Raw genomic sequence first — 13,038 nt, 5'->3', positions numbered from 1 at the left:
GCTTCTTATCCCAGCATCTCGTAATCTTTTTTGGATGCGGGCCGCAGCAAATGCGTGACGCCGGTTTTCTCCAGCGCTTTGGCAAGCGCGTAAGCGAAAATTCCCGCAATGACAATGCTGCCGAGCAAGCGCAGACCGATCAGCAGCGTCAAGTTCCATGCCGATAAATATTCGATGTAGTTGTAGGAATAGTCGACGAGCAGCGAAGCGGCCGCTGAGCCGAGCGCGGCGAGCGATGCGACGAATGCGTTGATTTTGCGATAGCGGAAAGCGGCAAAGAAGAGCTCGGCTCCAAGGCCTTGGGCGGCGCCATAATACAAGGTAGCGATCCCCCATTCGCTGCCTAGCAGTGCAGAAACGGTGGAAGCCGCCACTTCGGCGAGAAGAGCAACGCCCGGCTTGCGGATAATAAGGAATGCAAGCGTTCCGGCAATAAACCACATGCCATATAGCCCTTGCTCTGCATTGGTGCCTAACGGTTTGGCCAGATCATAAACAGGCCCCCAAAGTTTGTAAATAACGCCGAATACGGCAGCGATAATAATCGTCACCAGTACGTCGGTTAACGTAAGTCCCTTTTTCTGAGCATGTGTTGCAGTCATAACAACCCTCTTCCTCTCCTGAACAACGATAATTGGTTGAATTCGCAGGCAGGGCAACAAAAAAAGCCTCCGGTTTACCGGCAGGCTTCATTCTATGCACGCAAAAAATGCATAAATGTTCTCTACGCTGGCATTACCCAGATCAGATTGACGGTCAGCGGCATTCGGCCACAATCTCAGCAAGACTTTATCAAGCACCCGTGTATGCGATTCATCAATTAACTTACAGGATAAACCACCGTTTGACAATATCCTTTTTTACGAAAATGGAAAAATGCCATCGATGCGCCACGGTTCGATAGGCGACATTCGGCGCAGATGGAACACGCTTTTGGCTCTTCCGGAGCAGCCGCTTGCGCGTGCAATGCATGTTTCCAAAGCTACATCAAGCGCTAATCCCTCGTCGGCACTCGTTTCGGCGTCTATGTAGTGATGGCGTATTTTGCCTTCCTCCGCGCCAAAATGCGTCTTCGCCGCCTCGGGGTGTTCAGCATCGGGAAATAGTTTTGCCATAAGCCCATGATCCCCGTATTCGTTGGCGAGGAAAAAAGCGTCAATCGTTTCATAAGGGCCAAGCCGTCTGAAAAAAGCGTCCAGCGTGCCGGAAGCTTTGGCAACCATGAGCTGATGACCGAGGTCAACTTGGCCGGAGCGATGCGTCGTGCTTCCTTCAAAGTGAATGCAAAAGTGCCCGCTGAAGCCGTTGTCCGGAATGCCGTCGCCGCCATGGGGCATCCCGTGCATGGAGCTGGCGATTTTGCGCCCATTCGCCTCCACGACAATAGCCCGGCGGTGCCAGCTCCATTCGCCATTGTAGATGGTTTTCATAATTTCGGTATCCGCTTTGGTCAAAGGCTGGACGTCCGCGTGGCTGCTGCCCGCTCTCCGCTGCGCTTTAAACCGCAGCCCCGTTTCAAGATCGATGACCGTGACGACCGCTTTGCGGGGGACGGCGGATCTCGCTTCCTTCCACGGCAGCAGCTCCCCGTAATGGCTGGCTCTCAGCTTTTTGGCTGCTGCAAGCAGCTTTTGCCGAGTTGCTGGCTTCAGCGTCAGCTTCTCCCCATCCTTTGAGTGCAAATGGCCGTCCGCGTCTAACCGGTATTCGGTTTTTTCCGCTCCTTTGTTCATCGTCAAGAATGTGTCCACAGCGGGCAATGCAGCTTCCGCCGAAGCGGAAGCTCCTTCGAGCAACGAAGGAATCGCAAGCGGAATGGACGATTCGTAGTCGGAATCGGGCGAAGCTTTGACGATGAGCCGAATGGCGGGAGGGTGAGCGGCTTCGGCCCTCTCTGGTCCATTTATTAGACCAAACGGAAGAACAGCAACGGTGACGATGATAGCTGCTGCCAACCGGCTAAGCGTTGTCATTTGCGACATGGCATTCATCTCCTTCTACCGTATAGCTTTGCTAAGGAAAGGAAAATCATACCTCGTATGAGCCGCAACAATGAATTAAGCAATACAATAAATCTTTTCAACCGATAAATGGGCTGGATAGATGGTCAACCATTCATCTACACTTAGCGTTTCCGTTAGCGGCCTATCGGCAATGAGGACATTCAGCTTTTCATCGGTATTTGGATTTTTGGAGGCGTCAAGTAAAATAACTTCGAACGGCTGCTGAACACTTTTGAACAAACGAATGGTTTCTTCCGCATATTTAGCGTTTTTCCCAATAAAATCGCAAGCGCATTGAAGGTGAATGGTGTAATAATGATGGGTGGTTGGAGCTTTTAAATAAGCATTGATGCGGTCGATGGCGATCGAGTATTTTTTGGAATAATCCTTAATCAATTGATTAGAAATTGGCTCTACTGTCCCTAAATACAAAAAGTAACACATGTGCCTTGCACCCCCGGCTGTTGTTTTTTTCCTGTATAATGATATTGAATGACGATTAGGATGGTTGTATAAATTTTACCTTAAATGTACAAGCGAGGGAAACGGGTAATGGGAGCGAAGCTGCTTTATATAGAGGATGACAAAGAAATTGGGCAATTTGTAACGGATCATTTGCAAGCTTGCGGGTATGAAGTGCATTGGCTTAGAAGCGGGGATCGCGCTTTAGAGGTGGCGGAAGGCGCCAGCCTTGCCATTTTGGACATTATGCTGCCGGGCTTGGACGGATTTACGGTTGGTCAACGATTGAAAAAGGCGGCGCCGGCTATGCCTATCATGCTGCTGTCCGCGAGAACGGCAATTGACGACAAGGTGCAAGGGCTGCAGTTCGCGGACGATTATTTGACGAAACCTTTTCATCCCGATGAATTGACTGCCCGGATCGAGGTGCTGCTGCGGAGATCGGAGAAGGCAAGCCCTTTGCCGCTGGCCGTTAAGCACTTGCTTGTATACGAGAAGGAGAACCGTATCGTTCATGCGGACACAGGCGAGGAAATTATGTTGACCGGCAAGCAGTTTCATATTTTTAACTATTTGCTTAGCCGCCGGGGACAGATTATGACTAAAGAGCAAATATATGAGGCGGTTTGGGACGAGCCTTATTTGGAAGGGGACAAAACGCTGATGGTTCACATCCGTTATTTGCGGGAAAAGGTTGAGAGGAACGCTGCGGAGCCGGAAATTATCGAGACGGTGCGAGGAATCGGATATCGGGTGAGGACATGAAGGCAGGTTCGGATAAGAAGCGGCGGCGGCGCTCGTTTTGGAGACGGTCTTCAAACGGCAGCCTGTTGTCGCGGTATTTGCTGATCATACTCGGCGCTTTTCTATTTATCCCGGTCATGATCCCGCTTGGCGCATTCATACCTGTTCTTTTTCACTGGGCGTCGGGAGGCATTGATTCGGATTCCTTGAAATACGGCAGCGCAGCCAAGGTGCAAGCCGATTGGCATGCCGAGGCGCGAGCCTTGTCCGGCGAAAATGACGAGTTAGTCCAGAAGAGGATGGCTGAGCTTAGTGCGGTTTACACCGAAGCCACTTTGTTTTGGGTAGACGGGCAGGGAAATACGAAGCTTGAGCTGCCTGCACGGGAAGGAATGGAGGGCGGCAGCGGTTTACCTGCAAAGTGGACGGCGGATGAGGCCATCCGTTTTATGAAATCGAGCGTAAACGGGGACCCGTTTACCGTTGTCGCCTTTATTGGGGAAAACAACGAGGGGCCCGGATTCATCGTTCTACAATTGCCGAGGGCAGCCGTTCAAGGGGATTCGGGCGGGAAGGTGAACACTCCGTTTATCATTTTGTTTGTGTTTGCGATGTTTGCCTTTTTTGCGGCGCTGTCTCTTTTCTTTTTTATGCGTATTCGAAAAAGACTGCTGCTGCTCCAATCCGCTCTGACAGAGAGGGATAGCGGGGGCATTCCGACTCCCGTAACGGTACTGCGCCGCGATGAAATCGGCGGGTTGGAGGAAGCGTTTAACGGCATGGTGGAGCAGCTAAGAGAAGGCAGGCGGCGCCAGAACGAGGAAGAAGAGCTGCGAAAACGGCTCATTTCAAACTTGTCGCATGATTTGAGGACGCCTCTTACGGTTATGCAAGGGCATATGTATCGGCTGCACAAGGAGGAGCTGAGCTTAGCGGGCCAAGAAGCGCTTAAGTTGATGGGGCTTAAGACAGAAGGACTCGGCACGCTCATCGATAACTTGTTGTCCTATACGCTGATGACAAGCGGGCGTTACCGGCTGGCGCCAGAGCGCCAAGATGTAGTACGGCTCCTCCGGGAAAGCGCGGCGGCTTGGTACCCAGCTTGGGAACAGGAAGGAATGGAAGCCGATATTCGTCTGGAGGGCGAATCGCTCATTTGGAGCGTGGATAAGGAAGCGTTCCGCCGTGTGCTGGACAATTTGTTCCAAAATATAATGCGTCATGCCGCGAGTGGGCGCTACGTCGGTATTTATGTGGAGAGAGGGCCGGACGGCGCCACTTCTTTGGTTATAGCCGATCGGGGGCCGGGAATGTTCCTCGACCCTTCTTCCGAAGAGGCGGCTTCGTCCTTTTCCAACGGAAACGGGGCGGGCATCGGGCTTGCCATCGTGGATTATCTTGTGGGGGAGATGGGGCTAAGTTGGCGGAATGAAAGCTCGGCAGAGGGTACTCGTATTTGGATTGGAGTCCAAAATGAGCGCTTAAATGAACACGTATAAGTGCATTGAATCATCTGCAAGTGGGAGTCCGCAAAGGGGAATCCGGCAGCAGATGACATTAAGCGGCTTTAGTTTCCGTTTCGGAGGCTGAAGCCGCTATTTTTTTAAACGAAATTTAAACTAAGGCGGCTGTTCCTTTAACCTTGCGAAGATAAGCTTGTAATCGAGGTGAATGAGATGAAGGAATGGATTATCGAAACAAGCGGTTTAAGCAAGCGTTATAAGGGCAGATATGCCGTATCCCATTTGAACATGAAAATAGCGAAAGGGGAAATTTACGGATTTTTGGGGCCGAACGGAGCGGGCAAAACGACGACAATTCGAATGCTGCTTGGGCTCATTAAACCGTCGGGCGGCAATATCGAATTGTTTGGACAGTCGCTGCACAGGCATCGGCTTTCAATTTTGAGACGGGTCGGCTCTTTGGTGGAATATCCGTCGTATTACGGTCATTTGAGCGCTACAGATAATTTGGAGGCGATTCGTAGAATCATTGATGCGCCCAAAGGCCGGATTAGCGAAGTACTGGATATAGTCGGTCTTGGCAAAGAAGCTCGGCGTCCCGTCAAAGGGTTTTCGCTTGGCATGAAGCAGCGACTCGGCATCGCCAGCGCTCTTCTCGGGAGTCCGGAGCTGCTTATTTTGGATGAACCGACGAACGGTCTCGATCCGGCAGGTATTTTGGAAATTCGAGAGCTGATTAAGGCGATGCCGAAGGAGCATGGCATTACGGTGCTCATTTCCAGCCATTTGCTGAGCGAAATAGAACAGATGGCGGGCACGGTCGGCATTATTCGGCAAGGGGAGCTTGTTTTTCAAGATAAGCTTTCTGTTCTTCAGCAGCAAGCCAAAGGAGAAGTTGCTTTGCGCGTTTCAGAGCCGAACCGTGCGGCAGCGGCGCTCTCGGCAGCCGGTATAGCCGCCGCCAAGCTGGACGGTGATTGGATGACGATCGCCGAGACGAATGATACTAGCGTTGCTAGGGCGGTAAGGGAACTGGTAGACGGGGGGCATGATGTTCTTCGTGTTGAGGAGCGGCGAAAGTCGCTGGAGGAGCTGTTCCTGCAAATTGTTGGGGAGGGCCGGAGCTTATGATAGGGAAGAAGACTGCGCTGGGGCGAGTGATCGCCTCCGATTTGTTGAAGCTGAAGGGGAAGGGACTTTGGTTTCTCATCTGTCTTGGACCGATTGGGCTGATTGCGATGCAGGCGCTTAATTTCGGATTAAGATTCGATTATTTGCAAACAGCGTACGGCGGAGAGATGTGGGCAGCATTGCTGGACAACTTGCTCGTCTTTGTGCCGATTGCTCTGTTAATGGGGATCGCGATTTTTTGCTCGCTTATGGCGAGCATCGAGCATCATACAAGTTCTTGGAAGCAATTGCTTGCTTTGCCCGTATCCCGGCTGACCGTGTTTGCCTCCAAATTTGCGGTTGCCGCATCGATGCTTGCCGTATCCAGCATGTTATTGGCGCTCGGCACCGTTATGCTCGGCTTGCTAATGGGATTTGGCGGGGATATTCCGATAGCGGAAATTGCCAAGCTTAGTTTCCTCCCTTATTTGGCATCTTGGCCGCTGCTTGCTTTGCTCCTCTGGTTGTGCGTGACGATGCGCAATCAGTCGGTTCCGCTCACGCTCGGCATTGTCATGGCGGTGGTCTCCATTTTTCCGCTGGGGGACTGGGTCCCGCTTAACTGGCCCATGCTCGCTTACGCTAGTGTGGAGCCGCAATGGTTTGTGCTGGCCGGATTGCTCGGCGGACTGGCTGTCCTTGTGGTCGGCATGCTCCACTTCAACCGAAAGGATGTGAGCTAAATGCGATTGCGCGCATTTTTGGGGCTTTTGGCGTCGGAGCGGCTGAAACTGGCGAAATCCCCGATTTGGCTTTTGGTGCCCATCAGCCCGGCGCTAGCTTTTGTGATCGGTTTGTTCGCCGAGCTGGACGAGGCTCCAGCGGCCCAGCATTATACGATTTTGCAATCCTCCGTATTTACGCTGCACGCCCTGTTGCTGCTGCCCATTTTGACCGGAATATTTTCGTCATTTGTATGCCGGTTCGAGCATGGGGGCGGGGGATGGAAAAGCCTGCTCGCGCTGCCGGTATCCAGAGGCGGACTGTATGCGGCCAAGCTTGTGACAATAGCGGCTCTTCTCGCCGCAACGCAGCTCTTGATTCTAGCTTCGCTTATGGCGACGGTTTATTATCATGGGATTGAAGGCGGTATGGATTGGAGCGCAGCCATTCAGGCGATCGCGAGCGGCTGGCTCGCATGCTTGCCCCTGGCAGCTGTGCAATTGTGGGCCTCTATCGGATGGAGCAGCTTTGCGATGCCGCTTGCGATCAACGTTGCCTTTACGCTGCCGAACATTTTAATTGTCAATTCCGCCAAGTTCAGCCCGTTTTATCCTTGGGCGCAGCCGTCGCTTGCTATGCTTTCTTCGGGAGAGATGGACTATGGCGCTTTTAATTTGCCGATGGAAAACATCCTGGTTACGATAGGCGGAAGCTTACTGATTTTCGCAGCAGGGGGGCTTGCTTATATGCATCGCAAGGAGATTTAGCAGTTGGAGGAATTTTCGTCACATAAAAGCAACAAAAGGAGCATCTGCCGAGATGCTCCTTTTTACATAACAATTAAGTCAAAGGCTCTACAATCTTATTTCGGCCAATCATATCTTTGCGCCGATGCACACTCAGCATGAGTCCGACTAGAGCGAACTCCACAACGGAGGAAGAACCCCACTGCAGCAGGGGGAGGCTGACGGCAATGAATGGGGATATCCCAAGACACATCAGCAAATTCCACAGCAGCTTAAGGGCAAAAATCGTACTTATGCCGATCAGCAACCATTTTCCGTATTCATCTTGAACCTGAAGCGCCATTCGAATGATTCGCAAAATAAACATGAAAGCTGCCAAAGCAATCGCTGCGCCCAAAAACCACCCAAAGCTGTAAACTAAATATGAAAATAGCATTTCCGTTTCGATCAGAGGAAGTCGATCCAATGCTAAACCAACTCCATTGCCCCATAATCCACCCTCCCGAATGGTTTCCAAAGAGTGAGCGGCGAGGGGGCTGTTACGACCTTCCCAAAGTCGTTGCAAGCCATAAATAAGTTGATGTTTATCATAATCGTCAAATAAGACACTTATCGGAACAACGGCGCATATAGCTGCTGCCAGACCCTTTCTTCCGGAAATGATCAGAAGAATTAAGAAACCTATTATAAAAAAAATCAACCCGTCAAAATCAGGTGTCTGAAAATACAGGAACATCGGAACAATCGCCATAAAAAACAGATTTCTAATGGCAAAGACTCCACGGAGCAATAACTTTAAATAGGGATTGGACGAATAGCTTTTGTTTTTTTGCGCGTGCAAAATGCCAGCAAAAGCTAGTATAAGCAAGTAGGGGGAAAGGGAATAGATGTCGAAAGGGAAGCTCTCGTTTATATAAAACCAGTGTCCCGTACCGTCACCACGATGAGGGTTTAAATATGCCCAAATCATGAAACCAATGGTTGCACCATAAAGAGGCCAGGATAAGTACAGCAGCTTTTTATAGTTGGCAAAATACATGATGGACATAAAGGCTATTCCAACAATGCCATATATGAGTTTTGGGGCAAAAGGCTTCGTACTCAGCGATGATGCAGGCAGTGCGATCAACGAGAGAAGAGCTATTACAATCATCCCGGTTACGATGGCAATAACGGTCCATTCGGGCTTGGGCTTATGCGCTTCATGCAAGCTTTTGCCAACGGGCCCGGCGTCGCCCATTTGCTTCAGTGAGGCTATGACCGCCTCTTTTTCAGATAAACCGCGATCTTCTATTAATTCTTCCGTCAACTCTTCCAAATGATTTAACATTTCCAGCCTGATATCCTCGTGGACATCCTTAGCCTTCACTTGCGCGCAAACTTCGTTAAGGTAAGCCTGAACTTCTGCATGTCCATCAATCGCTCTAATCATAGGCTTCCCTCTCCGATAACCCGGTCCACCGTTGTGCGGAAAAGCGTCCATTCTTTTTGTTTCTCATCCAGCCCGCGTCTGCCCTCGTCTGTAATCCGGTAATATTTCCGCTTGCGGCCTCCTTCTTCGCTCCAGTACGCTTCGACCATTCGTTCTACTTCGAGCGTATGGAGGATAGGGTACAGCGTTCCTTCTTTAAAGGTAAATACGCCGGCCGAGCTTAACTCGATTTCTTTTGTCATTTCATAACCGTACATATCTTTTTTCCCTAGCAGTGACAAAATGAGAATAACAGTGCTCCCTTTCATCAGCTCTTTGTTAATTTTCAACGGCCAACGCTCCTTCGACAAGAATAAGTCTTTAATCTATGCATCGGAAATCTAGGTATATACCTACTATTATATTCGGCATTCCTATAAATGGCAATACCCGGAATTTCCCCTGTGCAACGGCAAAAAATAAGCAGACCGACAAAGAAAGCTTCTTCGACGGATCTGCCTATTTCATGCTTCTGTTCGCTGCAAGAGAAGGAAGCAGGTTTCCCTTACAATTCCTCTCGTTTGTTTAGCCTATTTGCCCGCTAAAGCGTTTACAATCTTATCCATCCCAACTTAGCACAACGTAACAAAGGACAAACCTAACAAGCGTAGATCACCTACTAATGAACCAAAAACGCAGCTATCTTAACAATCGTATAAAATGCTCCAATTTCGCGGGGGCTGGCTCAAACGCTCTTGCAAACCTTGTCCAACTTATCTATATGAACGGTTGTACGCCAGTTGTTTGCTTAGCTGGAATGCAGAAATCAGATGTTTGGCCTTTCAATAAACCAGTTATCGCCGAACTATGGGCTCTCATGACTTGCTGGATAACGCCGCTCAATGGAAAAGTTCGAAGCATCGCTGCGCAAATAAAGAATACGGTATTCGACGAGCCCATCCCCATCCGAATAAGCCATTATGGTTATACGAAAAACGGGGGAACCGGCGTCAATTTCGAGGAGCTTTGCAATGCCGGGCTCTACGATCGCGGCTTCCAGCGTTTCGACGGACCGCAACACCGGCTTCTCGTATTTTTCTTTCAGCAGCTTAAAAAGCGAGCCGGTGCAATTGTCTTGGGAAAGGCCCGGCGCCACATGCCATGGGATATAAGAGGTTTCGAAGGAAATCGGCTCATCGTCCGCGAGTCTAAGCCGAAGCAGCTTGGTGACTGGCGAATGAAGCGGGACATGCAGAAGGTTATGAATTGGAGATTCAGCCGGAATGACTGTTGCCTCCAGTACTCTGCTCTCCGAACGTCTGCCCAGCTCATGCATATGGTCTTCAAAGCTGCTCATCGGAGCGAGCGTATGATGCGTAATTTTCTCCTTCATGACAAAAGTGCCTTTGCCTTGTATTTTTCGTATTCGCCCTTCTAGTTCCAACTGCTGCAAGGCTTGACGAATAGTAGTCCGGCTGACGCCATGAATATCACAAAGCTCTTTTTCGGTGGGCAGTCTATCGCCGGATTGATAGACGCCTGTGCGCATATCTTCATATAATTTGGCTTTTACTTGTGTATAGAGTGAAGAGTGTTTGGGGTTTGGCATCCGGAAATCCTCCTCGTTCAAAAAACGGAACGGTATATACTGTTGGAATCTATGTCCACCAATAGAATATCAACATCGAAAACCGGAGTCAAATATCATAACAAATAAAACAAAATCGCATATGGTAATGACCAATATTATAATATAAAATGTTGTTATAACAACTTAGGTTGCTCAAGCAGCAAGGAGGCCAAACATTGAAATCGTTAGCCGGTTATTATTTTTTGTGGTATTTGGCTATTTCCGTTCTTATGCCGTATACGAGCCTTTATTTTAGCGACAAAGGGTTCAGCCATACGACAGTCGGGTTCATCTTGTCCTTATGGGCTCTTGTCAGCATCGTCGCTCAGCCTGCAATGGGGATTTGGAACGACCGCTTCCAGCGCCCCCGTCACATTTTGGTGGCGTCCGTTTTGGTGTCCGCGGTGCTGGGGCTCGGGTTTTACTGGATAGACGGACTCCTTGGGATCGTGGTGCTTTCCGTGCTGTTTACCTGGTTTCAATCGTCCGTTGGACCGATCGGGGATGCAGTGGCTGTGGACATTGCAAGCCAGAGAGGATTTTCGTTCGGCAGTGTAAGACTTTGGGGGGCGCTTAGCTTCGCAGTCGGGACTTTTGCAACGGGCATCTTGTATGAAAGGTTTGGATACAACGATATTTTCCTCTATTATCTCATCGTTTGCGCGTTGGTTTCCATTATGGTTTTATTTCTCCCGAAAACGAAAACGACCCGGAGCAAGCTTACCCTGTTTGGGCAAATGGGTGAAGTTGTCCGCAATAAGCCGTTTATTTTGTTCACTGTGATTAGCATGCTTATTATGATGTCGGGATCAATCAATTTAAACTTTTTGCCGCTTTATTTTAAGGAGCTTGGTTTTGACAAAAGCTGGATCGGCAGTGCATTCGCCATTGCCGCCATTATTGAAGTCCCTATGTTTTGGGTAGCCGCCAAGCTCAGCAAAAAAATAGGAAGATATCAGGTGCTGAGTCTGGCAGCGCTTATTTATGGCATTCAATTTTTTCTCATGTTCGCCTTTGCTGACGTGACCTTAACGCTTGCGGCCCAGCTTTTGAACGGCATTGCGTTTGCTTTTGCCGCCGGGACCGCTGTCGAGGTCGTACAAAGCTATGCTACGGATGGAACGAAGGCTACGCTTCAGACCGTATATGCCGCTGTAACCTGGGGGGTGGGAGGCATTATCGGCAACGCGATGGGCGGTATCGTCATCGACGGTCTGGGAGCGCAATATTTGTATTTGTTCCTATGCGTCTTTTGCGTGGCGGCTTCCTTGCTGTACTTGTTGTACCGGCACCATCAGACGTCCGCAGTTGGGACCGGCTCTATAGCGGAGACCGAATCCAAAGCTTTTTAGAGGAACGGATTGTAGGTAATGACAAAGCCGTTGCCGGGCTGACCCATCCAAATATAAGGAATCATGAGGCCGAATAGAAGAACGGCAAAGGAAAACGTGAAGACAAGATGACGAATGATCGGTTTTTTGAAAAAACGGAAAAGCGTCGTTCTGTCTTCCCGGCCGCCAACCAAAAATACAATAAGCAAAGTATGGACAATGGCATGGCCGATAATTTCGGTAATGCCGAAAATAGCCGTTGTCGTCAGGAATAGTCCAGTGAGCATAAGCGCCGTAAAGCGGTTCATAATGCCCGCAATAAACGCCCAAGCCAGCGCCATCTCAATAAATGCGCTTATGAGAACAAAGTCTTCCACCGTAAAGCCTAGCGAGGCAATGCCGTATTCGTGCATAAGACTGCATGCCAGCTTTGCCAGCGTCAGCTTTTCCATGGCCAGCCATGCCAGCGAAACGCCGGTAAAGAAGTAAAGCATGGTCGCTGATGCGGCATGCCATTTTGTATTTGCCGCGAGCAAATAATAGATGATTCCGATATAAAACATATAGTCAAGCATATGAAACAAACCGTAGGTCATAATGGCTATTATATAAAGCGTAGTTATTGCAGCCCCGCTTATAATAAGTGTTCGCTGGTGCAGCAGACCTAATATGGCGATCACAAGCAAAACATAAACTCCCCAGTGCGCTGGAACTAAAGTTGGAGCCAAGTAGGTGCCGGTGACGAGCTGAAGCAACAGGCCTATTCCTACGCCAATACGCAATATCGGAAATTGGTAGCGCTTTAGTTTGTCCAAAAAAAGATGGGTTTTGTGAACAAAGCCGATTTTTTCGATTTTAGGGTCCAAAATGGAAGTGATCAGCAAGACGCTCATTGTAAAAACTAGCCAAAATAAAAAAGTGGGCGTTATGATATGGGACAATCCCTGCGGAGTCCAGTCCTGGTCGCGGACGAACCATTTGACGTGAAAATATTGCACGACATAGGCAGGCATAAACATATTCATGGGTTTAACCTCCTTCGGATATGAAACTGTAGCGTATACTCGGAAACTTAAATAGAATAGAATAAGGGAGACAGAGACCGACACATGCCAATTTCTGTCAAACTATGCGACGACTAAAGATTTGCAGCCATACCCGAAACTCCGATGTAAATGTCACCTCCTAGTAAATGCGCCTTTTGGCCATGTTCATGACCGCATGGCATCAAATAATGAAATTTTCCCCCCTTAAACACAATAATCACCCTTACGGAATGAATTTTTTCCATCTACTATAAGGATGAGACAAATCATTGAAATATATAAAACTTACGAGAAAATTGACATTTGGTAGATAGCTAAAATGCTCTTTGATAATTAAATAGGTCAAATGTTCATTGAAAAATATTAATT

Annotated in this window: 13 protein-coding genes; 6 read left to right on the top strand and 7 right to left on the bottom strand. The window is 49.1% G+C overall.

The genetic code is table 11. The features are described 5' to 3' along the window. Positions 1-5: 5 nt before the first annotated feature. From ACFQZE_RS16740 to ACFQZE_RS16730, 3 genes are all read right to left on the bottom strand, one after another. Entirely contained in the window at positions 6-602 is a 597-nt protein-coding gene (locus tag ACFQZE_RS16740; protein WP_379359013.1) for an ECF transporter S component, read from the bottom strand. Between the two features lie 258 nt (positions 603-860). After that, positions 861-1,982, bottom strand: coding sequence for a hypothetical protein (locus ACFQZE_RS16735; protein WP_379359011.1), 1,122 nt, complete (start codon positions 1,980-1,982; stop codon positions 861-863). Between the two features lie 75 nt (positions 1,983-2,057). Beyond that, positions 2,058-2,447, bottom strand: a complete 390-nt coding sequence (locus tag ACFQZE_RS16730; RefSeq protein ID WP_379359009.1) for a hypothetical protein — start codon at positions 2,445-2,447, stop codon at positions 2,058-2,060. 108 nt (positions 2,448-2,555) lie between these two features. Between ACFQZE_RS16730 and ACFQZE_RS16725 the strand changes: the two genes are divergently transcribed. The 5 genes from ACFQZE_RS16725 to ACFQZE_RS16705 all read left to right on the top strand — a co-directional run bounded on the left by ACFQZE_RS16725 (position 2,556) and on the right by ACFQZE_RS16705 (position 7,272). Beyond that, on the top strand, positions 2,556-3,230 hold the full coding sequence (locus ACFQZE_RS16725) for a response regulator transcription factor (RefSeq protein WP_379359007.1): 675 nt from the start codon (positions 2,556-2,558) through the stop codon (positions 3,228-3,230). Then, on the top strand, positions 3,227-4,708 hold the full coding sequence (locus ACFQZE_RS16720) for a sensor histidine kinase (RefSeq protein WP_379359005.1): 1,482 nt from the start codon (positions 3,227-3,229) through the stop codon (positions 4,706-4,708). The genes ACFQZE_RS16725 and ACFQZE_RS16720 overlap by 4 nt, the downstream gene beginning before the upstream one ends. 177 nt (positions 4,709-4,885) lie before the next feature. Further along, positions 4,886-5,803 carry an ABC transporter ATP-binding protein gene (locus ACFQZE_RS16715; RefSeq protein ID WP_379359003.1) on the top strand — a complete coding sequence of 306 codons (918 nt, stop codon included), beginning with the start codon at positions 4,886-4,888 and terminating at the stop codon, positions 5,801-5,803. Further along, on the top strand, positions 5,800-6,525 hold the full coding sequence (locus tag ACFQZE_RS16710) for an ABC transporter permease (protein WP_379359001.1): 726 nt from the start codon (positions 5,800-5,802) through the stop codon (positions 6,523-6,525). The genes ACFQZE_RS16715 and ACFQZE_RS16710 overlap by 4 nt, the downstream gene beginning before the upstream one ends. Further along, a complete protein-coding gene (locus ACFQZE_RS16705; RefSeq protein WP_379358999.1) occupies positions 6,526-7,272 on the top strand; it encodes an ABC transporter permease in 747 nt (248 codons plus the stop codon). A 73-nt stretch (positions 7,273-7,345) separates the two neighbouring features. On the opposite strand, the gene ACFQZE_RS16700 is transcribed toward ACFQZE_RS16705, so the two are convergent. From ACFQZE_RS16700 to ACFQZE_RS16690, 3 genes are all read right to left on the bottom strand, one after another. After that, positions 7,346-8,683, bottom strand: a complete 1,338-nt coding sequence (locus ACFQZE_RS16700; RefSeq protein ID WP_379358997.1) for an FtsW/RodA/SpoVE family cell cycle protein — start codon at positions 8,681-8,683, stop codon at positions 7,346-7,348. Further along, positions 8,680-9,012: a PadR family transcriptional regulator gene (locus tag ACFQZE_RS16695; protein WP_379358995.1), complete on the bottom strand. Its 333-nt coding sequence runs from the start codon at positions 9,010-9,012 to the stop codon at positions 8,680-8,682. The genes ACFQZE_RS16700 and ACFQZE_RS16695 overlap by 4 nt, the downstream gene beginning before the upstream one ends. 515 nt (positions 9,013-9,527) lie before the next feature. Then, a complete protein-coding gene (locus ACFQZE_RS16690) occupies positions 9,528-10,271 on the bottom strand; it encodes a GntR family transcriptional regulator (protein ID WP_379358993.1) in 744 nt (247 codons plus the stop codon). Between the two features lie 197 nt (positions 10,272-10,468). Here ACFQZE_RS16690 and ACFQZE_RS16685 point away from each other — a divergent pair, with 197 nt between their 5' ends. After that, positions 10,469-11,644, top strand: a complete 1,176-nt coding sequence (locus ACFQZE_RS16685) for an MFS transporter (protein WP_379358991.1) — start codon at positions 10,469-10,471, stop codon at positions 11,642-11,644. Here the strand turns inward: ACFQZE_RS16685 and ACFQZE_RS16680 are convergent. After that, the gene (locus ACFQZE_RS16680) at positions 11,641-12,648 is read right to left on the bottom strand and encodes a hypothetical protein (protein ID WP_379358989.1); all 1,008 of its coding nucleotides are present in this window, start codon (positions 12,646-12,648) and stop codon (positions 11,641-11,643) included. The genes ACFQZE_RS16685 and ACFQZE_RS16680 overlap by 4 nt on opposite strands. Positions 12,649-13,038: the final 390 nt, after the last annotated feature.

This window comes from Paenibacillus sp. GCM10027627 (genome assembly GCF_042675505.1).
In the GTDB taxonomy this organism is placed as follows: Bacteria; Bacillota; Bacilli; order Paenibacillales; family Paenibacillaceae; genus Pristimantibacillus.
This window is presented reverse-complemented; position numbering and strand designations above follow the sequence as displayed.